A 24,321-nucleotide genomic window follows, 5' to 3' on the forward strand; every position below is an offset into this window, starting at 1 on the left:
AGGGAGTTTGAAAAAATGGGCATCATCAATTTTATCATTGATAATATTTTAACGCAGGCATCGATCACGATCGCTTTGATCGCGATGTTAGGGCTGCTGCTTCAGAAAAAGTCAGCAGGTCAAGTCATTTCAGGAAGTTTGAAGACGCTATTGGGCTTCCAGGTTTTAAGCGCTGGTTCTAGCATCATCGTCGGTAGTTTGACCTATTTCGGCGAGATTTTCACAGAAGGATTCGACATGCAAGGCATAATTCCTTCCATCGAAGCCATCAACGGGCAAGCGATGAATGAGTTGGGCTTGGGTCGGGACATAGCGCTGACATTTTTAGCCATCTTTGTTTTTAATATTTTATTGGCACGCTTTACAAAATGGAAATATATCTTCTTAACGGGTCAAGCCATTTTATGGATGGCGACCATGACGACGGTCTTTGGCTATTTCGCTGGTTTACGGGGCGTTGTCTTGATTCTTGTCGGTGGGGTGATTGGGGCGATCTTTGCCGTAGCGATGCCAGCGATGGCTCAGCCCATCATCCGCAAAGTCACTGGGTCAGACGACATTGCTCTCGGACATTTCTGTACGATCGGCTACCTCTTTGAAGCAGGCGTTGCCTATCTGTTTGGAGAAAGAGGCGAGAAGAAAAAATCGATCGAAGACATCAAACTGCCACGTTCTTTTGAATTTTTACAAGATACCTATCTTTCTGTCATGGTCGTGATGGTTCCACTGTATATCGTGACGGTCTTGTTTGCTGGAGAAACCTTTGCTTCTACGCTCTCTGGTGATCAAAATTACATCATGTATGCCTTCTTGCAAGCCATTCAATTCGTGGTTGGGGTCTATGTTTTGTTAGCTGGCGTTCGGTTGCTCTTAGGCGAGATCGTCCCTGCGTTTCGTGGGATCGCCATGAAATTGGTGCCTGATGCAAAACCAGCACTCGATTGCCCAGTGTTCTTCCCATATAGCCCCAATGCAGTTATTTTAGGCTTCATTACTACAACGATTGGGACAGTCATCGCCATGTTCGTTTTACCAGTCTTTGGCTTGGCGATGATCTTGCCAGGGATGCTGACGAACTTCTTTGCAGGCGGTACCGCTGGGATCTTCGGCAATGCGGTCGGTGGACGTCGAGGGGCGATCATCGGAGGGATCTTTCACGGTTTCTTCATTACGTTACTGCCAGCCCTACTTGTAACGATCTTCAATCAAATGGGCTTTGTTAACGCTACGGCAACTGATGTGGATACCGTTACGGCAGCCTTGCTATATGCTTGGATCATCAGTCCCTTATTGAAAAACTTTTAATCGCTAGGAGGAAGACGCATGTTCTCTTTTTTCAAAAAAGAAAAAAAGCCCACAGAAACACCAGCGGTTCCTTTGACCGCTGAAGAAAGCCAAGAGGCAGAAGCGCTTATTGCAAATCTAGAAAGTCAGTTGCAAGCAGAAACTGACATCGACGAACAAGCAAAATTGTATGAAGCGTTAGGCTTAGCGCAGGCAAAACTTTCCCGCACAGAAGAAGCGATCAACGCATTGGAAAAAAGCTTGCAGGCGAAAAAATCGATCGGGGACGGCTACAAAAAACTGATGTCCCTTTACAATGCTCAGCGTGCCGCCGCCGCACGAAACGGCGACGATGCAAAGATCGACTATTACATGGACAAAATGGAAGAAATGCGGCAAATCGCCAAACAACTTACGATTAGCGGCAATTAAACTAGACGAGGTGGAATCAAGGATGTATACAACATTAAAAGAAGTAACGAAAACAGCAGAAGCATTGAATTTTACAGTGGGGGCTTTTAATACCCATAATTTAGAAATGCTGCCAAGTATGCTGCGGGCAGCCAAAGAGATGGGGGCACCCATCATCATTCAAACAAGTATCGATACGGCGAAATACATCGGCTATGATGTCTTGGTCAATGTCGTCAAAACGATTGCCGATCACGAGCTAGTAGATGCTGTCTTGCATTTGGACCATGCCAGAGATTTCGATGAGATCAAAGCGGCGATTGATAGCGGCTATAGCTCGGTGATGTATGATGGCTCGCATTTGCCCTTCAAAGAAAACATTTTGAAAACGCGCGCAGTCGTCGAATACGCTCATGCTCATGGGGTGTCCGTCGAAGGAGAACTAGGAACGATCGGCGGCACAGAAGAAGGCATTCATGTGGAAGAAGACGATAAAGTCTTCACACGCCCAGAAGATGCGGTAGAATTTGTCGCTGCTACTGGCGTCGATGCGCTAGCCATCGCTATCGGAACCAATCACGGTCAATTCCGCTCCAAAACCGAAGTGAATGTTGAGTTATTGAAGGAGATCCATGCAATCGTCGACGTGCCGCTAGTCATTCATGGAGGAACTGGCGTCAAAGAAGAAGATTATCCTGAATTGATCAATAACGGCATTCGCAAGTTTAATGTAGGTACTGAATTGTTGGTCAATTGGACGAAGATTGCGAAAGAAAATTTTGGGGCAACGGAAGTCAACAAATCTTTGCGCCACAACGTGATTCCATCCAATGAAGCCATCAAAGAAATCGTCAAGCACAAGATCGGCCTTTTCATGAATACGAAAGCGCCGACTGCGATCGGCAAATAGATGGTACGCAAAAAGATGCTTGTTTTATTAGCAGGCAGCCCTGGAACTGGAAAAAGTTATTTACTGAATCTGTTGAAGAAACGTTTTCCTGATCTTTTCGCTCTTACGCCAGATGAAATCAAAGAGTGCTATGCCGAATCCCTCGGCTTTGATTCATTGGCAGAAAAAGCCCAGATCGAAAAGCAGTATGTTTGGCCTTTTTACTATCAGGCATTGGGCTTGTACATGTCTTTAGGAAAACGCTTGGTGGTCTCGGAATACCCTTTTAGTGAAAAACAGAAGCCATTGCTAACTTTTCTCGCCCAAAGCTATGGTTATGAGTGCTTGACCATTCGCTTGACTGCTTCTTTTGAAACCTTATGGGAAAGACGTCACTTACGTGATCGAGCGGATGACCGTCATTTAAGTTTCATCATGGAACGGTACCATTACGGGGATGTACTGGAAGATAGACAAGCTGCAACCAACCATATAACCAAAGAAGCGTTTCGGCAAATCATCACTGATCGCCGTTACGATGACTTTCAGTTAGGAGCGCTTATCGAAGTCAATGTGGAAGATTACGAGCAAGTGGATTATCGCCCGTTGATCGAGAGAATCGCTGAACAACTCAATGACTTAAATTGAAGAAAAACAGGCGCTACACCTGAAAAGTGCAGCGCCTGTTTTTTTAGTCTAAGCCCAAAAATTTCGAAGTTCCTTGGTTTTGGACTTGGAGGATTTCGGCTAATACTTTGGCATCAAATTGCCCCTCTTTATTGGCAGAATAGACATTGACCTTGAGCTGGTAGTCGGGCAAAGCATAGTTTTCAAGACTTGCTTCAAGCTGCGCGACCGCTTGTTTCGAGAGTGGTTCACCGACGAGTTTTAATTCAAGGGATTGTTTCTGCTCATTAAGTGTTTGCTCCAGCAAATAATGTTCCCCCAGTTTGGCTTCTACAAAACGCTTGGCATGGTATTCCACGATGGTCGTTTGGATCGTCGTATAAACGAAGAAACTCCCAATGACCGTGATCGGTAAGGCAACCACGGCAAACTTCCACCATTTTTGGTGACGGAAATCCCCATACTGCAACAGCCAGATGGTAATGAACAAGGAAAAACAAATCAAAAAGGAATTGGTGAAGAAGAGTTGAACAGACTCCCATGAAATCGAATAGTCTTTGATCGACAGCCCATAACCTGTCACACAAAGCGGCAAAATCAGGGACGTCCCGATGGAGACGCCGATAATAACATCGTTGTCGCGGCCCCTGACTTTGGCAAAAGCCAGTGCGGAACCACCGATCAATGCGACGCAAATATCCCAAATCGTCGCAGACGTTTGGGTGATGATCTCAGGTGTTGTGTCTTTGACTGGCGTGAGTAAGAAAAAGGCAAATGAGATGATAAGTACGATGATGACTTGGATGCTAAAGACCAGCAGCCCTTTTTTGACTAAGCGCAAGTGGGAAAGACCTAAACCAAAGCCGATCCCGTTGATCCCATTTAAAAGTGGCGAAATCAACATCGCCCCGATAATCGTTGTCGTAGAGTTGTAGTTCAAACCAATCGAAGCAATCAGCGTTGCACAAACTAAAAGTGCATAGACGAGCATCGTTTGGTCCATATCTTTTTGAATTTTTCCAATCAATTGTTCTTTGGAAACTAAATCAGGCGTTAAGTTCACATTCATCATCCTTTCTGAGAAAAATCGTTCTGCTCTTTTCATTGTCCCTTAAATCGGCTGATTTTACAAAAATCTGCGTCTATCAGGTGATGATAGCAACGAGAATTCAATGATTGGGTTGCCAATCTTTTGCAAAACCGCCGATTTCCTCTAGAATAAGAAGCATATCAGAGAAATGGAAAAGGTGGGGAATGGATGAAAGACTATTTTGCGCAATACAAACGCCTGTTATCGATCGCTGAAGCAGGTTTGTACTATGGCAAAGATGTGTACGATAAGGAACGTTACCAAGAGATCAAAGAGTTGGCATTGCATTTGATGAGTACCGTCGTGGATCAAGACGCAGCTGCGTTGACCCTTTTAACAGAAAAAAATGAGGGCTATCCTACGCCCAAAGTCGATGTACGAGCATTGATCCAAAAAGGCGAAAAAATCTTGCTGGTGGAAGACAGCCTGACGAAAGAATGGTCACTGCCAGGAGGCTATGCAGAAATTGGCTTGACGCCACGGGAAAACATCAAAAAAGAAGTGCTGGAAGAAACTGGCTTACTCGTTGAGGTCAAGGAGCTGCGAGCAATTTTTGATACGAATCTAAGACCAGACATTCCGCAAGTGTTTCAATACTATAAGCTGGTCTTTGCCTGTGATGTTTTGGCAGGGGACTTCATCAAAAACAGTGAAACCTCCAACAGCGATTACTTTTCGTTGAAGGAGCTGCCGAAGCTTTCCATCAAGCGCACCACCAAGGAACAACTGGAGCAATTGGTGAATGAGAAGTCGTTACACGTTGATTAAAAACAGCTAAGGGTAAGATGTTGGAAAAAGCGTTTTATTGGTTTTTTTAACTGGATAATATTTACTTGCAGATAAAGTTGGTTTATGATTGATTTCGTCGTTTTCATTATAAAAAATCAAGCAATGGCGACACCTTTGCTTGATTGCTGGAGGAGTAAAAATGAAGAATCAAATCAATTCCTTTTTTGGGCTGGATGCCTTACAAACAACGGTCAAACGAGAAATCTTAGCTGGTTTTACCACCTTTATCTCGATGGCCTATATTTTATTCGTCAATCCAACGGTCCTTGGGGCATCGGGGATGGACGAAGGTGCCGTCTTTACGGCAACGGCGTTAGCCAGCGCATTGGGCTGTATTTTGATGGGAGTTTTAGCAAAATACCCGATCGCTACGGCACCCGCATTAGGAATCAACGCCTTCTTTTCTTATTCAGTCTGTATTGGAATGGGGGTTCCATGGCAAACAGCATTAGCGGGTGTGTTTGTGGCATCACTGATTTTCATCGTGATCACGATCTTCAAATTACGGGAGCTGATCATTGATGCGATTCCTGCTGATTTAAAATATGCCATCTCTGGTGGGATCGGTCTGTTTATCGCCTTTTTGGGATTGAGCGAAGGCGGGATTATCGTTTCCGATGATTCGACCCTTGTGGCACTAGGCTCATTGAGTGTCGGTACGACGTGGCTGACGATTTTTGGTTTAGTGATCACTGCCGTCTTGATGGTTCGCAGAGTTCCTGGTGGAATTTTTATCGGGATGGCCGCAACAACTGTTTTAGGTCTTTTGACTGGCTTGATCCAAGCACCATCCAGTATCGTTTCTGCTGCACCGAGTATTTCGTCCACATTCTTAGTGGCGCTAAACCATGTAGGAGACATCAACTCCCTGCAAATGTGGGTCGTAGTACTGACTTTCTTACTCGTCACTTTCTTTGATACGGCAGGCACCTTGGTGGGACTTGCCAATCAAGCGGGCTTTATGAAAGACAACAAAATGCCGCGGGTCGGCAAAGCACTTGCTTCTGACTCCACCGCCATGCTCGCTGGTTCTTTATTAGGGACTTCACCAGTAGGCGCATATGTCGAATCCTCCGCTGGGATCGCCGTGGGCGGTCGCTCTGGCTTGACTGCCGTGACGACTGGAGTTTTCTTCTTGTTCGGCTTGTTCTTTTCACCATTGCTATCCGTTGTTACTTCCCAAGTGACGGCACCAGCTCTGATCGTCGTAGGTGTGCTGATGGCACAATCGCTACGAGAAATCAAATGGCACGAAATGGAAATCGCAATCCCAGCCTTCTTGATTCTACTAGGCATGCCGTTGACCTACAGCATCTCCGATGGGATCGCCTTGGGTTTCATCTTTTACCCAATCACCATGTTAGCAGCCAAACGCGGCAAAGAAGTCTCACCAATCATGTACGGCTTGTTCTTTGTCTTTCTTGGGTTTATGTGGATTTTGAATGTGTGAGAGAGACGTTTATCAATTATAAAAGAAAGAACAGTTAAGCTTGTGGCTTAGCTGTTTTTTTTGTATTGAGAATAAGAGTTGATAAATACAAACTGAAAAAGTAAAAACAGTGTTTATTAAAGCGATGGATGCTGAATAGTAGTTTTTTTCATTTTTTACAAATACGAGGAGTGGTTAAGGCAATCTATTTTTACCTAACATTCATATGATTTTATTCTGATTTAAAAAAACGAATCATTGATTCTAACTTATAATTTTCTTCAATCAAATGATAGCACATGCAAAAGGAAAAGGTTTGGCGTAGCTGATTTTTTATAGGCTTTCTTACTTCAATTGTTCTTTGTTTAGATTAGATAAATAACGCCTTCTTTTCAGCAGTAATTGTTTTGATATTTTTTGACTAGAGTCTTTGATCAATAGCAAAAAAATATTCATTTACAAGTGACGTTCACATCATTGAGAAAATGTAGTAAGTTAGAAAAGGAATGAAAAAATGATTATGGGTTAAAAATACATGGTATGATTTTCTATAAAGTTGGGAGGTGTTAGGATGAAAGATCTGCAGTTAAAGTTTATTGTTGATCCAACAACTATTCGCTGGTTTCGTATATTGAATCTTTTTGAGCGGACACAAAAAGCGACTAAGGGTCAATTAGCTAAACTAAATGATGTTTCAGAACGGACGATTTTAACTGATATAAATAAGCTAAAGGAGTATTTTTCTGATAGTGCGCAAATTGTTTCAACGAACAATGGGTACCTTTTCGAAAAAAAGAACTCCCTTCGATTTATTGAACAAAAAGAAAAACTATTGCAAAATGAAATTTTGTTTGAATTATTGGGAAACGTTTTCTATGGAGAGCTAGAGGATGTAGCAGAATTAATTGACCGATTTCACATATCAGAAACGTCATTTCGACGCTATTTGAGACAAATTGAGCCGGTTCTTAAAGAATACGGATTAAAACTATCACTCACTCCAATTGATTTAAAAGGCGATGAAGCAAACATCCGAAAGTTTTTCAAAGATTTTTACTATGAAGGGGAAATGACCCCTCATACGTTGGTTCCTCCAAAAGAGATTCATGAATTGATCTATCAAACTTTTTTATCTAAAATCAAGGAAATTACGATTGGTACAGGTACTTCTCCAAATGAATTTTACTATAATTTATATATTGCTATCGAGCGAGTACGTCAGGGAAAGAGGATCAATGTACCAACAAATCTTTACAAGAGTGTTAGGAATAACAAGGATTTTCTTAATTTATTCTTGATTCAGCAAAGAATTCAAAAGATCTATCAAGTGGAATTATGTGCAGATGAGCTCTGTTGGCTATTTTTAGTAACGATTGCCAAACGGCCTTTTGATCAAATAGACCAAGATAAGGTATTCTGTACGCAATTGCAGCGCATTGATTCTTTTGCTCATTTAACTGAAAACTATCTCAAGAATTGCTCGCCTGAGTTGTATACATCAGAACTTTTATGGATCTATCGTGCGTTCTTCCTTTCTAGGTACGTGAATCATCTAATTTCACCAGTTCAAAATAGAATAATGTCAGAAATCATAGAGAAAACAAAACATGAATGCAAAGAATCATACATCAACAATCATCACTTTTTGCGCTCCTTTTTCGCTGAATCAGGAATAACAGAAGACTTTTTGGAAGATATTACGGCGAGCTTAACTTTGCTGGGAGAAAGATTGAAAGAACAGTATTTGTACAAAAGCAAGAGAATTGTTTTTTTATTAGAAGGCGATCTGTATGTCTGTCAATTGATAAGATCGCGAGTATATCAATACTTTGGTGATCGTCATCAAATCTTTTTTATTACGATTCCAGCTTTGACGGAAGAATTCTTAAACCAAGAAGATATTGATTTAATTGTGACAAACTACAGTGAATACTTGTCAGAGTATAAGGTGAGCACCAACTGCCTATTGTTGAAAACAGTTCCAGATAAACAAGATTGGGAACTCTTATTCAAAACGATCGAACCAAAAATGTTCGAACTTATAAAATAATTAAAATAATAACCCTATTTTTTACCTATTCAGAAGGAAAGAAAGCCTTTTGCATAGGTTTTTTTATACTTAATTTCCCCCTAGGGTGAAAAACATGATTTTTTTATTAAAAAACATCCTTATATACTTTTGTTTAGAACTTCCAAGCTCGTGATAGATTATTCTACCAATTCGGCAGTGTCTGCATGAATAATTATTTTTCATGTTTCAAGAAGTTTACGTTAAAAAGAAAAGGAGTGTTAGGGAAGTGATACGCAAGTTAGGTTACATAATGTTGGTCATTGCAATGACTCTAGGACAGCCGCTCACTGTATTTGCTAATACAGTAAAGGATGGCTCTCAAAACGACAGCTTAGAAAATAATTTGAAAATGACGGATGTTTCTGTTGCTGAAGGGTTTCTAAGTGAATTGGCGGATGGAAATGCAGATCATTATGAAGAAAGGCAATTGATAGAAGACGATCAACCGTCGACAGCAACTGAAGAAAACATAAGTACCAATGGATCTGGGGAACATACCGAAACAGACAGTGGTATAGAGGCAGATTCATCTGAAAGCTCTTCTGAGGAAAACTCCAGTGAAGCTACATTAGATAGTAGTACAGAAGACAGTCATGAAGAATCAGTAGATAGTAGTGCAGAAGACAGTAGTAAGGAAGACAGTCATGAAGAGTCAGATGAAATTGCGGAAAGCGTATGGGGAACTGTTCCGTGGACGTGGGATGAAGAAACGAAAACAATTGTGTTAGAAGAAGGAAATGCGGGTACCGTTGCAACTGCGCCTTGGAAAACCTACACGTCTGTGACACAAATCGTTGTTAAGGCACCAGTATTGTTGCCAGTAAATTCTGCGGTTTTATTCAGTGATTTAAGTGAGCTTATGATTATAGAAAATGGGAATAATTTTAATACTTCCCAAGTGACGACAATGGCAAGCATGTTTGCTAGATTACCAAAATTAAAAAAAGTGGACGTTTCGAACTGGGACACTTCTAAAGTTACTAACATGTTCGCCATGTTTAGATATGCTTATGGTTTGGAAGAGTTAGATGTGTCTAACTGGGACACTTCAAATGTTACAAACATGGCAGAAATGTTCAGAGAATTAGATAATCCTGCTAGCCCAGTAACACCGTTAACTGTTTTGGATGTATCTAAATGGAAGACAGGAAATGTAACAGATATGAGGTATATGTTTGGGGGAAAGAAGAATTTGACCTCTTTGGATGTATCCAACTGGAATGTCTCTAAAGTAGAACGGATGGATGGCATGTTTGCTGGAGGATTCAATAGAGGAAATAGTTCACTGAGTCAATTAGATGTTTCAAACTGGAATGTATCTAATGTAACAAATATGAATTGGATGTTTGAGAACTTACCTCATTTAGAAGTTCTGGACGTATCTAATTGGAATACAGAGAATGTGACGAGCATGTTAAGCATGTTTAGAAATGCTTCAAGATTGACATCACTTGATACAAGCAATTGGAAAACAAACAAAGTAACAAATATGGCGTATATGTTCAGCGGAGTACGGGTACCAACTGAATTTAGTGTTAGCAATTGGGATACATCTAGCGTAACTGATATGAGAAACATGTTTGCCTCCACTCATTCTTTAACTTCTCTCGATGTATCCAACTGGAATACTGAAAATGTCACTGATATTAGAGAAATGTTCCAGTATACAAGAGCATTGAAAAACTTAGATCTGTCAAATTGGAATACCGCGAAAGTAACCAATATGTGGTGGATGTTTCGCGAATCAGCCATAGAAAAGCTTGATGTATCAAATTTCGACACATCGATAGTGGAAAGTATGGCTCAGATGTTTTTAGACGCGAAACAATTGAACGAACTAGTAGTAGGCGAGCATTCGATCTTTTCTACGTCTACTCGTTTACCAGAGATTCTTATTGAGAACGGATATACTGGCAGGTGGATACAAAAAGAAGATGCTTATGGGAATGAGCCAAGTGTACCAATGGTTTATGAATCCTCGTTTGATTTTATGGACTTATATGACGGAACCATTCCAGGAACCTATATTTGGGAAAAAATAGAACATAAAGATGCGGCACCAGTGACAGTCAAGTATGAGGATACTGAAGGAAAACAACTTTCGGAGCCAACGATATTAAGCGGAAAAGTTGGCTTACCATACGAAAGCGAACCAAAAGAAATTCAAGGTTGGTATGTGCCAGAAATGCCAAGCAATGCTCATGGAACGTTTACTGAAGAAGCGCAAGAAGTAATCTATATCTATGACCGTTCGGATGCAGCCCCCGTAACAGTCAAATATGAAGACACCGAAGGAAATCAACTATCAGAACCTACGATTTTAAGCGGAAAAGTTGGTCTGCCATACGAGAGCGAACCCAAAGAAATTCCAGGTTGGTATGTTCCAGAAATGCCAAGCAATACTCGTGGAATTTTTAGCGAAGACCCACAGGAAGTGATCTATGTTTACGACCGCTCGGATGCGGCACCTATAACCGTCAAATATGAAGATGGCGAAGGAAACCAACTTTCGGAACCTACGATTTTAAGCGGAAAAGTTGGCTTACCATACGAAAGCGAACCAAAAGAAATTCCAGGGTGGTATGTGCCAGAAACACCAAGCAATGCTCATGGAATTTTCGGAAAAGAAGCGCAAGAAGTAATCTATATCTATGATCGTTCGGATGCGGCACCAGTGACGGTCAAGTATGAAGATGGCGAAGGAAATCAACTGTCGGAACCGACGATTCTAAGCGGAAAAGTTGGCTTACCATACGAGAGCGAACCAAAAGAAATTCCAGGGTGGTATGTGCCAGAAATGCCAAGCAATGCTCATGGAACGTTTACTGAAGAAGCGCAAGCAGTAATCTATGTTTACAATCGCTCCGATGCGGCACCCGTAACAGTCAAATATGAAGACACCGAAGGAAATCAACTGTCAGAACCAATGATTCTAAGCGGGAAAGTTGGTCTGCCATACGAAAGCGAACCAAAAGAAATTCCAGGGTGGTATGTGTCAGAGACACCAAGCAATGCTCATGGAATTTTCGGAAAAGAAGCGCAAGAAGTGGTCTATATCTATGATCGATCGGATGCAGCCCCCGTAACAGTTAAGTATGAGGATACCGAAGGGAATCAGCTATCGGAGCCAACGATCTTAAGTGGAAAAGTTGGCTTACCATACGAAAGCGAACCAAAAGAAATTCCAGGCTGGTATGTGCCCGAGACACCAAGCAATGCTCATGGAACGTTTACTGAAGAAGCGCAAGAAGTAATCTATATCTATGACCGTTCGGATGCAGCACCAGTGACGGTCAAGTATGAAGATGGCGAAGGGAATCAGCTTTCGGAACCAACGATTCTAAGCGGAAAAGTTGGTCTGCCATATGAAAGCGAACCGAAAGAAATTCCAGGGTGGTATGTGCCAGAAATGCCAAGCAATGTGTCTGGAACGTTTACTGAAGAAGCGCAAAAAGTAATCTATATCTATGACCGTTCAGATGCGGCACCTGTAACCGTCAAGTATGAGGATGCCGAAGGAAATCAATTGTCGGAACCAACGATTCTAAGCGGGAAAGTTGGTCTGCCATACGAAAGCGAACCAAAAGAAATTCCAGGGTGGTATGTGCCAGAAACGCCAAGCAATGCTCATGGAATTTTCGGAAAAGAAGCGCAAGAAGTGGTCTATGTCTATGACCGTTCGGATGCGGCACCAGTGACGGTCAAGTATGAAGATGACAAAGGAAATCAATTGTCAGAACCTACGATTCTAAGCGGAAAAATTGGTCTGCCATATGAAAGTGAACCAAAAGAAATCCATGGGTGGTATGTTCCAGAAACGCCAAGCAATGCTCATGGAATTTTTAGCGAAGATCCACAGGAAGTGATCTATGTTTACGACCGCTCGGATGCGGCACCTGTAACCGTCAAGTATGAAGACACCGAAGGAAATCAACTTTCGGAACCAACGATCTTAAGCGGAAAAGTTGGATTGCCATATGAAAGCGAACCGAAAGAAATCCCAGGCTGGTATGTGCCAGAAATGCCAAGCAATGCTCATGGAATTTTCGGTGAAGAAGCGCAAAAAGTAATCTATATCTATGACCGTTCAGATGCGGCACCTGTAACAGTTAAATATGAAGACATCGAAGGTAATCAACTTTCGGAACCAACGATCTTAAGTGGAAAAGTCGGTCTGCCATACGAGAGCGAACCGAAAGAAATTCCAGGGTGGTATGTACCAGAAACACCAAGCAATGCCCGTGGAATTTTCGGAAAAGAAGCGCAGGAAGTGGTCTATGTCTATGACCGTTCGGATGCGGCACCTGTAACAGTCAAGTATGAGGATACCGAAGGGAATCAGCTCTCGGAGCCAACGATATTAAGTGGGAAAGTTGGCTTACCATACGAAAGCGAACCAAAAGAAATTCCAGGGTGGTATGTGTCAGAAATGCCAAGCAATGCTCATGGAATTTTTAGCGAAGATCCACAGGAAGTGATCTATGTTTACGACCGCTCGGATGCGGCACCTGTAACAGTTAAGTATGAGGATACCGAAGGGAATCAGCTTTCGGAACCAACGATTCTAAGCGGAAAAGTTGGTCTGCCATATGAAAGCGAACCGAAAGAAATTCCAGGCTGGTATGTGTCAGAAATGCCAAGCAATGTGTCTGGAACGTTTACTGAAGAAGCGCAAGAAGTAATCTATATCTATGACCGTTCAGATGCGGCACCTGTAACAGTCAAATATGAAGATACCGAAGGAAATCAACTATCAGAACCAACGATTCTAAGCGGAAAAGTTGGTCTGCCATACGAGAGTAAGCCAAAAGAAATTTCTGGTTGGACCGTGAAGGAAATACCAGATAACGCATCTGGAACGTTTACGAATGACGTGCAAGAAGTGATTTATGTCTATCATAAAGAAGAAAATAACGGTGGGCAAAATACACCTGAAAAAGAGAATCCAGAAAATGAGAAGGAAGATTCTAACGATCCAAAACTTCCCAATACTGGGGAAGCGATGGTTGGACAACGAATCATGATCATTGTTGGATCGCTGCTACTGTTATTTGCCATTTTCATTATCTTTGACAAGAAGAAAAAAACAAGATAATTAGTTTTTAGAATAGTCAATATAAAAAGAAAGCAGCAAAGCCCGTGGAGGTTTTGCTGCTTTCTCAAATCTAAAAAAACTTCAGAAAAATCATTCACTAAATGAAGAGGATCACGGTTTACTTTTATAGTAGATGGTAATAATCAGTAAAAAGTGGAAAGGAGTTCAATTGAATTGATGTTTTCGACGAAAAAAGAATATAACGAATATTTTCTAGAAGAGATTAGATCTCTGCCAAGAGAGAAAGACATGCTGGAAGACTACTTAGAAAAACAACTGGAACGGTTAAATCAATTGATAGATGAAATTTCGAAAGAAACGTTTTGGAAGGTTTTTCCTAAAATTCTTGGGATTGATGCGAAACTGAGTCTATTAGCTGATTTATCAAAGTATGAGGATTTTTCAGAAGCCGACATTATAAGAATTATTGAAAGTGATTATCAAAATTATTTTAAAGAATTGTGTGGGTACGATCTTAGTATGCAAACGAAGTACTCAATAGTATTTAATGTCTGCTGAAAAATAGCAACTTATCGAAAAAGCATCGGGGTTAAGATGGACCGTGGGTAGAGGTGATTTAAAGTAAAGTTAAAGTACGATTTCTACTAATGAAAAAACCAGTTAAGCGCAGCTTAGCTGGTTTTTTTATTATATGCCGCTTGCTATAAAAATGATCAGAATCGAATAACGGTTAAATATCTAAGCCAGGACGTCTTTTTTTTGAATTTCCTTTCCAGCCGAAGGGGCAAAGTCGATCCAAGCGATAGTCGCTTTTTGGAAATGTATGTTTGAACATTAGTTACTAAAAAATCATTTTCCCTTCAGATGAAAGGTCTTCCCACGCATCTTTTTCATAAAACTCTGATTCCACTCCACCATTAAAAGGATCTTCAATTTTAGGAACAAGAATGATCGTCCCATCCTCTGCGTAGACAACAATATATTCTTGGTTTTCAGGAGGATTTTTTCCGTTATCAGAAGGAAGCGTAACGACGATGGAATTGCCTTGTAGACTTGATTTAGTAATAAGCATAGTATCACCTCTTAGAGATAGTATACCTTGCAATACTATGGAAGGAGAAGACAACAGTGAGATTTAATGTATTTTGAACACATCAAAAGTTCAAAACGCACTTTACATAAGATAGATAAGAAACCGCAATGAAATATTGTTTGAAAAGATGGATGAACATCTCAGAAAAATAGATGTTAGATTTTAAGCAGAATTACGAAGTTTTTTAGATGGATCATTTATGACATACCAATGACCAGGGTATTAAAGCAACGAAAAAGTGAAACTTCCTTCCAAAACCGCCCAACCCAACAATTTTCACGCAAAAACTGCGCTTTTCTTTCTGTTATTGTTATAATAAAAGAAAACGCAAAGGTGGGAAATCATGACAACGATCAAGGACATTGCTGAAAAGGCGGGAGTAGCGAAAAGTACGGTTTCCCGCTATCTGAACAATGGCTATATCAGTGAAGAAAAGCGCAAAAAAATTGATCAGATCATTGCTGAAACTGGCTATCGCCCCAATACATTTGCTCGTTCGCTGAAAGCCCAAGACACGAAATTGCTGGGCGTGATCATTCCTCGACTAAATTCACCATCGACAAATGATGTGTTGAAAGGGATCGATACGACGGCACGGGAAAACGGCTATCAAATGCTGATCACCAACTCTGATCAAAGCGATGAACGGGAATTAGAAAATATCGAAATGCTGGTCAAACAAAAAGTAGCAGGGATGATCCTGTTTGCGCGCAAAATCACGCCGCAGCTGCAAGCGGTGCTGGCAGAGGTTCCTATGCCTGTTTTATTGTTAGGTCAACAGTTAGCTGGCATTCATTCCATCGTCCATGAAGATTATCAAGCTGGCAAAACCATGGCAGAATATGCAGTCAGCGCTGGCCACCGACGTTATTTATTTGTTGGTGTCAGCGAAAATGATTATGCGGTAGGTGTCTTGCGGAAAAAAGGATTTCTTGATGTCTTGGCACAAACGCCCAACGTCAAAGTCGACTTTATCGAAACGTCCTTTTCAAGAAGAGAAACGTACCAAAAAGCCCTTGTGTTCTTGAAAGATCAAACGGCAACGTACATCGCCTGTGCTACCGACAATATTGCTGTTGCTGTATTGAAAGCCGCCCATGAACTAGGGTATCAAGTGCCGCAAGACTTTTCCTTGAACGGATTTGGCGGTTATGATTCGACGGATTATGTCTATCCGACCATCACAACGACCCAATATCCCTATGTCCAATTAGGCATCGATGCCGTCTTAACGATCCAAAAACTGACGCAAGGGGAAGAGGTTCCTGAGGTGATCGAATTACCGAATCGATTAGTGGTCAAACAGTCGACTGCCAAGCTTGACAAGCAGGAGAAATAAAGCAAACATTTTTAGAGAAAACAGGACGTCCAGTTGCGGCGTTCTGTTTTTTTATTTTCTTTGCTTGCAATTGCAAACGGTTTCTGTTAATCTACAAATGTAGAACCGGTTCCACAAATGGACCGACGATCAAAGGAGTGGGAAAAATGAAGGAACAAAAAACGATCGACCAAGTGTTAGAAGCTGTTGGCGGCAAAGAAAATGTCAAAAACTTTGAACACTGTGCCACACGTTTGCGCTTGATTTTGAAAGACGATCAGTTAGTAGATAAAGACAAAGCGGAAGCAGTTGAGGGCAGCAAGGGCTATTTTTTCAACACGGGACAGCATCAGTTCATTTTTGGAACAGGAAAAGTCAATGAAGTTTATCAAGCCTTCGCAGCAGAAATGGGCAATGACGCCTCCGCTGATAAAGCTGGCTTCAAAGACGATGTCTATTCGAATCTGTCACCCGTCCAAAAAGTTGTCCGCACGTTGTCAGATGTCTTGGTGCCATTGATTCCAGCTTTGGTAACGACGGGGCTTTTGATGGGGATTCGGGGATTATTGACCGAGTTGGGGGTCACTTATAGTGCTGACTGGTTAGCTATGTTTGAAATGTTAACGGATACAGCGTTTGCCTTTTTACCTGTTTTGATCGCCTATAGTGCGACGAAAAAATTCGGCGGTAATCCGATCATTGGGATCGTGGTAGGATTGATGATGGTGGCACCGCAATTGCCGAACGCTTGGGCAGTTGCCAGCGGGGATGCAGAGCCATTGCACTTATTCGGTTTATCGATCTCTGGGTATCAAGGGTCGATTTTTCCAGCAATTATTGTCGGGATCTTAGTTTCTAAGCTAGAAAAATGGTTCCGTAAATTTGTTCCGCAAATGATGGACTTGATCGTGACACCATTCTTAACGATTGTCATTACTTTAGGTTTGATTTTGTTTGCGTTAGGACCAATCTTGCAAGTAGCTGAAAGAGCAGTCATCAACAGTATCGTCTACTTGGTGCAAGCACCATTGGGCATCGGTTATATCATTTACGGAGGGGTTCAGCAAGTGATCGTAATCACTGGATTGCACCATTCGTTAAGTATTATTGAGTTAGGGTTATTGAATACGACAGGCGAAAACGTCCTACAAGTCTTAGGTACAGCAAGTATGGCGGGACAATTTGGGGCTGCGATCGCTGCGGCATTTATTTATAAAAACAAAGTCAAACGCTCAAATGCCATCAGTGCGGCGGTTCCAACCTTATTTGGGATCACTGAACCTTTACTATTTGGGGTCAACTTACGCTCGATGCGGATTTTTGGCGCAGGCATGCTGGGAGGCGCAGTCGGTGGGTTTGCGACGTATGTCTTCCAATTAGCTGCCACTGGGATGGGCATCACTTTTATTCCAGGACTGTTGTTGTATACTGGAGATTTCGGTGCCATGCTGAAATACGTTGTCGTGATTTTGATTGCCTTTGGTGTCGGTTTTGCTGGTGTCCAATTGCAGCGCAAGCCGCTAGCCAAAGAGTTGAACCAATAAATAATCCCTTGTTGTTCATCGGCAAGAGAAAAGAGGTACCACATTGTTAACGAAGGAATACTGGGCACAACTTGCCCAAACCCAAAACGATTTAGCAGAAAAAATCAGTGCTGATGCGTGGCGCTTGAACTATCATTTGATGCCAGAAACAGGATGGATGAACGACCCGAACGGTCTTTGCCAATTCAAAGGCGTGGTTCATTTTTACCATCAATATGTACCGCAAACGCCCCATGGCGGGGAACCACCCCACTGGGGACACAAAACGTCGACGGATTATGTCACGTTTCAAGAAGAAGCGCTGTTTCTTTCTCCCGAACACGACTATGACAAAGACGGGGTCTACTCGGGCTCTGCCTTTATCGAGAATGACGCGATCCATTTCTTCTATACTGGGAATGTCAAACATTCAGGTGATCATGACTATACCTTTAGTGGACGAGAACAAAACACGGTCCATGTAATCAGCAAAGACGGCTATACCGTCGAAAAGCAAGAAGTCGTGATTCCTCATGAGGACTACCCTGAAGGATTTACCGATCATATTCGTGACCCAAAGGTTTTTGCCCACGAAGACACCTACTATATGCTGCTAGGCGCGCGTACGTTGGAAAACGAAGGCAAAATTTTGATTTATGAATCGACGGATTTAAATGAATGGACCTATCGAGGAATCTTTTTCGGTGAGGACTATGCTCTAGGCTACATGTGGGAATGCCCAGACTACTTCCATTTAGATGGCAAAGATGTGTTGGTCTTCTCACCGCAAGGCTTGGCAGCCAAAGAACATGCCTACCAAAATATTCATCAATCAGGGTATCTGATCGGTGAGGTGGATTGGGAAACCCTGACGTTTAAAGAAACTTCTGCGTTTCGTGAACTTGATTATGGGTTTGACTTCTATGCCCCGCAAACCTTTGAAGATGAGCAGAAACGTCGGATCTTGTGGGGCTGGATGGGGCTAGGGGATACCAGTCCTGAATACAGCAATCCTACGATCCCTCGCGGCTGGCAGCATGCCGCAACGCTGCCAAGACAGCTTTCGGTCAAAAATGACCAGTTGTATCAAGAACCTTTGCCAGAATTTAAAAAATTGCGAGACAAGCAAGTCAGCAAAAAAATTGTGCTTTCAGAGAAACCGCAGCACTTGTCTTTCGATGAATTGGCATATGAGTTGCAAGTTACGGCGGAAGTCCCATTGCAGCAGTTCCAGCTGGGGCTTTTGCAAGATACGACTTTGGCTTATGAAGCTGGTGTCTTCACGATCCATCATGGCGTTTCTGGCTACGGTCGTAAACAGCGCAGTGTCAAGGTCGATGAACTGACGCAGCTGCAGATTTTTGTCGATACGTCTTCGATTGAGATCTTCCTAAATGGCGGGCAATATTGTTTGACCTCTCGCGTGTATCCCAAACGGACCGAGGCGATCGCTCTCAGCGGAACCGGCACGGTTTGTGTCAATGCTTGGGCATTGGCGAAAAAATAAAACAACGATCCGAAAACGACAGCAAACAGTTGGTTTTTCTTGTTGCACCCCCAAGAGTCAGCTTTTTCTCTGGCTTTTAGGGGGCATCATACCAACTATTTTGCTGTCGTTATTTGCTTGTTACTGCTTTTGTTGGTTTTGGATAAAGGTCTGCAGCGCAGGCGCATCGATCCGATAGCCGTCTGCAGTTTTTGTGACTAGTTTTTGCATTTTGAAATCTTTTAAGGTATACGTCAAATGGCGATAGCTCACGCCTAAGTATTCTGCGGTCTCCGTCAATTTTTCTTGAAAAAGATCATCGATCGAAGCTTCCAACAGTAGATGAGCAAGGCGCCAAGCTAAGGGATAGGTTTGATTGACGGAAAAATGATCCATACGCAGCAGCAATTTTTCACCGATAGTTTTGCCTAGTGTTTGTACGAAAGCCAGGTCTTGCATGAGCCCGTGAGCTGCTGCTTGCATCGGAATGCCCAGACATGTTGTTTCACCGATCGCAACCACGGTTTTCGGTACTGTTTCGGCGCCAATCAACGTGAGATCGCCAATGCAATCACCAGGATGGAGAAACTGCAGCAAGGCACGTTTGCCGTTTTCTTGCGTTTGAATGATCTTGGCTTTGCCAGTCAATAGGACGAAAAAGACCGACATCGGCACCGTTTCTTTTTGGATCGCTTCTCGATGATCAAAGGTCCAGAGGGCACTTTGTTGTAAAATCTCCTCAGGAATCGGCAAGGGGCAGCTTTCTTTGATTGGTACCTGCTTTATTGCCAAGGCATAAGCGGTTTTTTTCACTTTTTCCCTCCAAACTAGGAGAAATCTCCTGTTTGTTTTTAGTCAGTATAGCACATACTTAGAAAAGCAAAAAAGAAAGTGTGGGAGAAAAAATGAATAAAAAGCAATGGATAGGATCAGGGATTTTTTATGGACTGAGTGCATTCGGGATCAGCTTGACCATTAAAGCAAGCGTTGGGGTCAGTAGTTTTAATGCCTTGAATGTCACGCTGGCAACGATGTCAGGAATCAAAGTCGGCACCATCACTACAGCCATCAATTTGAGCTTTTTAGCTGCCTGTTGGCTATTGGATCGGCGGCAGACGTCCCTCAAACAAAAAGGCAGTGAGTACTTGATTATGTTTTTCGCTTTGCTGGCATTCGGCTATTTGATCAATGGCTTTGTTTACTACTTCTTGGCATCGCTGCACTTGACGAATTATTGGAGCCAACTAGCTGCTTTGATCGGTGGGATCTTGATTTCTGGAACGGCGACGGGACAAGTCCTACGGTTGCAGGTCTTGAAATTTCCAATCGAGCACTGGTGTCATTTGCTGGCGCAACGCAGTCGTTGGACATTTAAGCAGTACCGTTATGGCGTTGATGCAGTCTGTATTTCGGGGGCACTCTTGCTAGCGATCAGTTTGGGCTTACCGCTAGCGGTGAGGGAAGGGACGGTCATTAGTTTCTTTTTGCTCTCAGGTGCCATCGCTTGGTCGAAGGAACGTGATTTGGCAGGGGCTTTACCCATTTGGCAAAGAAACAGTTAGCCAGCAGTATTCTTGGAATTGGGAAGGTGTCGAGTGTTCTAAAAATGCAGAAAGCGTTTTTTATGCTACTCTTATTAAAAAAGCGAGATATTTAGTAGGAGGAGACAGGATGAATCGGTTGATCGAAGGGTTTCAGGAAAATTTTGTACCAAAATTGGTTAGGATCAGTGAAAATCGGTTTTTAGTTGCCGTGCGCAACGGAGTCGCCGTCACGATGCCGCTGACGATAATCGGCAGTCTCTTTTTGATTTTAGCCAATCTGCCTTTTCCTGGCTGGACCGAGTTTGTCGGGGAATTTGGCGTCAAACTAGGCGCCGCCAGCAATTTTACATTTGGAATTTTGGGACTGGCCGCTTGTATCGGGATCGCCTACTATTTGGCGGCCTCGTATGAGATCGATCGGATCGGTTCTGTCGTGTTGGCAGTCTGCGCGTTTTTGCTGCTGCAGGCGGGGGAAGAATGGACGATCGATCCAGCTTCTTTGGGGGCGTCTGGTCTGTTTACAGGAATCGTCACAGCGATTGCGACAGTAGTGATCCATCGCTTTTTTCTCAAGCACCGCTTAGTGATTCGGATGCCAGCAGAAGTGCCGCCCGCAGTTGCCAAGAGTTTTTCGGTCTTGCTTCCTGGAGCTGCCATCATCACTGGTGCCTGGGTGATTCGGGTCTTGTTGGAATTTAATGTCAATCAATTCGTGCAAGCCATCTTTTCACCGCTGGCAGTTGGTCTAAACACATTGCCTGGGATGCTGTTGTATACCTTTTTGATTTTGTTGCTTTGGTGTTTAGGGATTCATGGCAGCAATGTGATGGGGAGTATCGGCGATCCGATTTTTCTAGCTTTATTAGCAGCCAATACCGAAGCCTACACTGCAGGCGAACCGTTACCGAACATTTTTGCAGGCGGGTTTTATATCATGTTTTTGTGCTATGGAGGCACTGGTTCAACACTGGGGCTGATCATCAACATGTTAGTTTCAAAGAAAAAAGCCTATCGTTCCCTAGGGAAGATGGCTTTGCCCTCTGCTATTTTTTGTATCAATGAGCCAATCATTTTTGGGTTTCCGATCGTGATGAACCCTATTATGATGATTCCTTTCATCCTGACACCCCTTGTATTATGTGTCGGAACGTATTTCTTGTCGGTCACCAATGTCATTGGGCGAATCATGTTCAATCCACCGTGGACCACACCGCCCTTTATCAATACTTACCTTGCAACCGGCGGCAATATCCCTGCTGTTCTTTGGAGTATCGCTTCCTTACTGATTAGTGTGGCGATCTACTATCCATTCTTTAAAATCAGCGAACGAAGTTTAACAGAAGAAGAAAAAGGCGTTACCGACGCAGTTGCCGCGAAGGGGGAGAACTAAACGCTGATGATTGGCACGTGGTGCTTTGTTTTGTCTGGCAAAGAAAACAGTGGCTGCTACTCATCAAATTGCACAGTGATCCCAGATTTCGTCAATTGTTCCCATTCACGGATCGTTGGCAAGCGACCTTGGCAAAATAGCTGATCGTCGACATACACGAGTGGCAGACAGCTGCGGCCATTGCTTGCTAATTGCTGCTTGACGGCTTGATTCGTATAAAAAGGGGCAGGATCTTCTGCAAAAAAATATTCGTCGATCGTTAAAGGTTCGTTATGGAATGTTTGATGAGCCTGGGTCCTTTCTTCATTTATTTTTAACTGGTGAGTCAAGTGTGCTTCCCAAGTATCTTCTTTCTGGTCGGCATAAACAGCGATCGTTGGCATTGCATCAAATCCTTTCATGGCAGCTGATTTGTCAAAAGTATACCTGAATTTCTTGCCACGAGCAAAAAAGAGTATCAAAAAGAAGTGAAACAACAAAAAAAGACGCAAATGCGTCTTTTTTGTTGTTTCTTATTCGTCAGCGGGTAAAAAATCGAAATTGGTCAACTCGTTGTAAGAATACGCTTGGTCGATTTGACCCTTGTCTTTCGTCCAAGCAATGATTGCGTCGAATTGCTCTTGCGGCACTGCCTGGGCATACGGATAGTCTTCCTGGCTGTCTAAGTAAGTACTCATAGCATCGGGAAATTGATAGTCTGCCAAGATGTCGGCATAGTCTTTTGCTGAATGAGCATTCATGTAATCGATGGCTTCGTTGTAAGCAGTGTAGAATGCTTTTAGGTCTTGCGGGCGATTTTGGATAACTTCGTCCATAAATTGCAGTGTGCCGCCTTTGATGCCAGCATCTTTAGAGCTGCCTAAAACAATCGCCCCTTGGGCAGCCAACATGCTGGCTTGCGGTTCCGTATAAACAGCGCCATCGACTTGGTCATTGAGCAATGCTTCGGAACGGGCAGAAAAAGAAGCGATATCCACGATGTCATAGGTAAAATCATTTTCCTGTGCAAATTGGTCCATGATGTATTCTAAAATGAAATTCGGTACAAGGGTGATTTTTTTATCCGCTAACCCTTTCATCTCAGTGATCCCTGAATTCGGTGAAGCGAGAATCTTGAAGTTTTCCAAAATATCAGAAGTGATCGTCATATCAATGCCGTTTTGCTTAAAGGTCGCTTCTGTCATGACATCGCTGATCGTACCATCCAGCTCGCCTGCCTGCACCGCCACATTGCGGTCATTCGGGGAAGTGAAGGATTTGAGTTCCACAGTCAATCCTTGCTTTTCGAAAAAGCCTTCTTCTTTTGCTAGAATGATCGGAATCGCTGATTCTGCTGGTAACACCCCGATCGTCAATGTTTGATCTGTGACCGCAGCTTCTGTACTGCTAGTGCTGGAATTGCTGGTACTTGCTGTTTCGCCAGTGTTACCGCATGCGGCAGCGCCAACAGCGAATAGTGCTAGGATACTTGCTAAAATCGTTTTTTTCATTGGTTCATTTCCTCGTTTCTAAATCGTTGTTCAAAAGCAGCCATTGGTAGTGAGAACGGGATGACTGCCCGATGGAGTTCCATTGGCTTGGTTTGTGCCGTGTTGATACCTGGTTTGGTGGTAAATGCTAGAACGAAGCCTTCCTTTTCCAAGGTAGCGATCGTCTGCGGATCATAAAAGCCAAAGGGATAGGCAAAAACATCCTTGATGGACACGTGCTGATTGCAGCTTCGTAAGTCTTGCGCAAAGGCTGCTGGTGTTTCCCACATCGAACGCCCTTGCTGGTCCTTGCGTTCGTGAAAATGATCGGTATGGTTGGCATATTCGAAGACATCGCTCATTTCGGCTAATTCGCCGCTGCTCAATGTCCGCGAAACTTCTGGCTCGTAAGGCTGAGGGGCATCAAAAAGCCAGCCAGTCACGACAAAGGCTGTTGCCTTGAAACCAGCTTCTTTCAACAGTGGGTAGGCATATTCTTTCATCGATTGATAGCAGTCGTCAAAGGTCAGCAACACGGATTTTTCTGGTAGCGGCTGCTGCCGGAAATAAAAATCTTTGACTTCTGCAAGGGTCAACGTATGGTAATTTTCTGCTTTCAAAAAGTCGATTTGTTGTTTAAAATGAGAAGTGCTATTGAATAAGGGCAGAGGCAAGGCATCTTGATACCCGTCTGCGACTTTGATCGGGCGGACCTGATCATAAAGTTCTGCTTCGGGACGTATTTCATGAAATACGAGGGTCTGAAACATCATAAACCATCCTTTCTTGTCAATCACGCAAAAAATAGTATAGCATAAAATGTGAAAACCAACACAAATAATTTGAAGAAAG

At 42.9% G+C, this 24,321-nt stretch carries 20 protein-coding genes; 14 read left to right on the forward strand and 6 right to left on the reverse strand.

Annotation, left to right across the window (positions count from 1 at the left end):
- Nucleotides 1–15 precede the first annotated feature (15 nt).
- Genes IGI77_RS05465 through IGI77_RS05480 form a run of 4 tightly spaced genes read left to right on the forward strand, consistent with a single transcriptional unit; the run spans nt 16 to nt 3,232 of the window.
- Nucleotides 16–1,305, forward strand: a complete 1,290-nt coding sequence (locus IGI77_RS05465; RefSeq protein ID WP_016610046.1) for a PTS sugar transporter subunit IIC — start codon at nt 16–18, stop codon at nt 1,303–1,305.
- Between the two features lie 18 nt (nt 1,306–1,323).
- On the forward strand, nt 1,324–1,716 hold the full coding sequence (locus IGI77_RS05470; RefSeq protein ID WP_270787735.1) for a tetratricopeptide repeat protein: 393 nt from the start codon (nt 1,324–1,326) through the stop codon (nt 1,714–1,716).
- A gap of 22 nt (nt 1,717–1,738) precedes the next feature.
- On the forward strand, nt 1,739–2,605 hold the full coding sequence (locus IGI77_RS05475; RefSeq protein WP_438769650.1) for a class II fructose-bisphosphate aldolase: 867 nt from the start codon (nt 1,739–1,741) through the stop codon (nt 2,603–2,605).
- The gene (locus IGI77_RS05480) at nt 2,606–3,232 is read left to right on the forward strand and encodes an AAA family ATPase (protein ID WP_142973750.1); all 627 of its coding nucleotides are present in this window, start codon (nt 2,606–2,608) and stop codon (nt 3,230–3,232) included. It abuts the gene before it with no gap.
- 43 nt (nt 3,233–3,275) lie between these two features.
- On the opposite strand, the gene IGI77_RS05485 is transcribed toward IGI77_RS05480, so the two are convergent.
- A complete protein-coding gene (locus IGI77_RS05485; RefSeq protein ID WP_438770511.1) occupies nt 3,276–4,280 on the reverse strand; it encodes a DUF389 domain-containing protein in 1,005 nt (334 codons plus the stop codon).
- Between the two features lie 189 nt (nt 4,281–4,469).
- Here IGI77_RS05485 and IGI77_RS05490 point away from each other — a divergent pair, with 189 nt between their 5' ends.
- From IGI77_RS05490 to IGI77_RS05510, 5 genes are all read left to right on the forward strand, one after another.
- Entirely contained in the window at nt 4,470–5,069 is a 600-nt protein-coding gene (locus tag IGI77_RS05490) for an NUDIX hydrolase N-terminal domain-containing protein (RefSeq protein ID WP_115232071.1), read from the forward strand.
- A gap of 160 nt (nt 5,070–5,229) precedes the next feature.
- Nucleotides 5,230–6,540, forward strand: coding sequence for an NCS2 family permease (locus IGI77_RS05495; RefSeq protein WP_016610053.1), 1,311 nt, complete (start codon nt 5,230–5,232; stop codon nt 6,538–6,540).
- A gap of 550 nt (nt 6,541–7,090) precedes the next feature.
- A complete protein-coding gene (locus IGI77_RS05500) occupies nt 7,091–8,569 on the forward strand; it encodes a helix-turn-helix domain-containing protein (protein ID WP_438769651.1) in 1,479 nt (492 codons plus the stop codon).
- 247 nt (nt 8,570–8,816) lie between these two features.
- Nucleotides 8,817–13,685, forward strand: coding sequence for a MucBP domain-containing protein (locus IGI77_RS05505; protein WP_438769652.1), 4,869 nt, complete (start codon nt 8,817–8,819; stop codon nt 13,683–13,685).
- Nucleotides 13,686–13,862: 177 nt separating this feature from the next.
- Nucleotides 13,863–14,204: a DUF7006 family protein gene (locus IGI77_RS05510; protein WP_081343842.1), complete on the forward strand. Its 342-nt coding sequence runs from the start codon at nt 13,863–13,865 to the stop codon at nt 14,202–14,204.
- Nucleotides 14,205–14,487: 283 nt separating this feature from the next.
- On the opposite strand, the gene mazE is transcribed toward IGI77_RS05510, so the two are convergent.
- Nucleotides 14,488–14,718 (reverse strand): type II toxin-antitoxin system PemI/MazE family antitoxin, encoded by a 231-nt coding sequence (gene mazE, locus IGI77_RS05515; protein ID WP_074534981.1) that lies wholly within the window; start codon nt 14,716–14,718, stop codon nt 14,488–14,490.
- A gap of 364 nt (nt 14,719–15,082) precedes the next feature.
- Here mazE and IGI77_RS05520 point away from each other — a divergent pair, with 364 nt between their 5' ends.
- The 3 genes from IGI77_RS05520 to IGI77_RS05530 all read left to right on the forward strand — a co-directional run bounded on the left by IGI77_RS05520 (nt 15,083) and on the right by IGI77_RS05530 (nt 19,087).
- A complete protein-coding gene (locus IGI77_RS05520) occupies nt 15,083–16,078 on the forward strand; it encodes a LacI family DNA-binding transcriptional regulator (protein ID WP_086294834.1) in 996 nt (331 codons plus the stop codon).
- Between the two features lie 146 nt (nt 16,079–16,224).
- On the forward strand, nt 16,225–17,601 hold the full coding sequence (locus IGI77_RS05525; RefSeq protein WP_015509272.1) for a PTS transporter subunit EIIC: 1,377 nt from the start codon (nt 16,225–16,227) through the stop codon (nt 17,599–17,601).
- A gap of 43 nt (nt 17,602–17,644) precedes the next feature.
- Nucleotides 17,645–19,087: a glycoside hydrolase family 32 protein gene (locus tag IGI77_RS05530; protein ID WP_438769653.1), complete on the forward strand. Its 1,443-nt coding sequence runs from the start codon at nt 17,645–17,647 to the stop codon at nt 19,085–19,087.
- Between the two features lie 120 nt (nt 19,088–19,207).
- Here IGI77_RS05530 and IGI77_RS05535 read toward each other — a convergent pair whose 3' ends face one another.
- The gene (locus IGI77_RS05535) at nt 19,208–19,879 is read right to left on the reverse strand and encodes a cyclic nucleotide-binding domain-containing protein (RefSeq protein ID WP_086338508.1); all 672 of its coding nucleotides are present in this window, start codon (nt 19,877–19,879) and stop codon (nt 19,208–19,210) included.
- Nucleotides 19,880–19,971: 92 nt separating this feature from the next.
- On the opposite strand from IGI77_RS05535, the gene IGI77_RS05540 reads away from it, so the two are divergent.
- Nucleotides 19,972–20,628 carry a YczE/YyaS/YitT family protein gene (locus tag IGI77_RS05540; RefSeq protein WP_086294837.1) on the forward strand — a complete coding sequence of 219 codons (657 nt, stop codon included), beginning with the start codon at nt 19,972–19,974 and terminating at the stop codon, nt 20,626–20,628.
- A 109-nt stretch (nt 20,629–20,737) separates the two neighbouring features.
- A complete protein-coding gene (locus IGI77_RS05545) occupies nt 20,738–22,000 on the forward strand; it encodes a PTS sugar transporter subunit IIC (protein WP_438713028.1) in 1,263 nt (420 codons plus the stop codon).
- A gap of 56 nt (nt 22,001–22,056) precedes the next feature.
- Here the strand turns inward: IGI77_RS05545 and IGI77_RS05550 are convergent, their stop codons facing one another.
- From IGI77_RS05550 to IGI77_RS05560, 3 genes are read right to left on the reverse strand one after another with little or no spacing between them, the layout of a single operon-like run.
- The gene (locus IGI77_RS05550; protein WP_154694234.1) at nt 22,057–22,461 is read right to left on the reverse strand and encodes an arsenic metallochaperone ArsD family protein; all 405 of its coding nucleotides are present in this window, start codon (nt 22,459–22,461) and stop codon (nt 22,057–22,059) included.
- A gap of 51 nt (nt 22,462–22,512) precedes the next feature.
- Nucleotides 22,513–23,490, reverse strand: a complete 978-nt coding sequence (locus IGI77_RS05555; RefSeq protein WP_005225471.1) for an ABC transporter substrate-binding protein — start codon at nt 23,488–23,490, stop codon at nt 22,513–22,515.
- Entirely contained in the window at nt 23,487–24,239 is a 753-nt protein-coding gene (locus tag IGI77_RS05560; protein ID WP_438770513.1) for a polysaccharide deacetylase family protein, read from the reverse strand. The genes IGI77_RS05555 and IGI77_RS05560 overlap by 4 nt, the downstream gene beginning before the upstream one ends.
- Between the last annotated feature and the right edge of the window lie 82 nt (nt 24,240–24,321).

The sequence above is a fragment of the Enterococcus sp. DIV0213h genome (assembly GCF_051711285.1).
Lineage (GTDB): Bacteria > Bacillota > Bacilli > Lactobacillales > Enterococcaceae > Enterococcus_D > Enterococcus_D casseliflavus.

Coding starts and splice junctions, on each gene's coding strand:
- IGI77_RS05465 (WP_016610046.1), top strand. CDS start 16: ATGGGCATCATCAATTTTATCATTGATAATATTTTAACGCAGGCATCG.
- IGI77_RS05470 (WP_270787735.1), top strand. CDS start 1,324: ATGTTCTCTTTTTTCAAAAAAGAAAAAAAGCCCACAGAAACACCAGCG.
- IGI77_RS05475 (WP_438769650.1), top strand. CDS start 1,739: ATGTATACAACATTAAAAGAAGTAACGAAAACAGCAGAAGCATTGAAT.
- IGI77_RS05480 (WP_142973750.1), top strand. CDS start 2,606: ATGGTACGCAAAAAGATGCTTGTTTTATTAGCAGGCAGCCCTGGAACT.
- IGI77_RS05485 (WP_438770511.1), bottom strand. CDS start 4,280: ATGAATGTGAACTTAACGCCTGATTTAGTTTCCAAAGAACAATTGATT.
- IGI77_RS05490 (WP_115232071.1), top strand. CDS start 4,470: ATGAAAGACTATTTTGCGCAATACAAACGCCTGTTATCGATCGCTGAA.
- IGI77_RS05495 (WP_016610053.1), top strand. CDS start 5,230: ATGAAGAATCAAATCAATTCCTTTTTTGGGCTGGATGCCTTACAAACA.
- IGI77_RS05500 (WP_438769651.1), top strand. CDS start 7,091: ATGAAAGATCTGCAGTTAAAGTTTATTGTTGATCCAACAACTATTCGC.
- IGI77_RS05510 (WP_081343842.1), top strand. CDS start 13,863: ATGTTTTCGACGAAAAAAGAATATAACGAATATTTTCTAGAAGAGATT.
- mazE (WP_074534981.1), bottom strand. CDS start 14,718: ATGCTTATTACTAAATCAAGTCTACAAGGCAATTCCATCGTCGTTACG.
- IGI77_RS05520 (WP_086294834.1), top strand. CDS start 15,083: ATGACAACGATCAAGGACATTGCTGAAAAGGCGGGAGTAGCGAAAAGT.
- IGI77_RS05525 (WP_015509272.1), top strand. CDS start 16,225: ATGAAGGAACAAAAAACGATCGACCAAGTGTTAGAAGCTGTTGGCGGC.
- IGI77_RS05540 (WP_086294837.1), top strand. CDS start 19,972: ATGAATAAAAAGCAATGGATAGGATCAGGGATTTTTTATGGACTGAGT.
- IGI77_RS05545 (WP_438713028.1), top strand. CDS start 20,738: ATGAATCGGTTGATCGAAGGGTTTCAGGAAAATTTTGTACCAAAATTG.
- IGI77_RS05555 (WP_005225471.1), bottom strand. CDS start 23,490: ATGAAAAAAACGATTTTAGCAAGTATCCTAGCACTATTCGCTGTTGGC.
- IGI77_RS05560 (WP_438770513.1), bottom strand. CDS start 24,239: ATGTTTCAGACCCTCGTATTTCATGAAATACGTCCCGAAGCAGAACTT.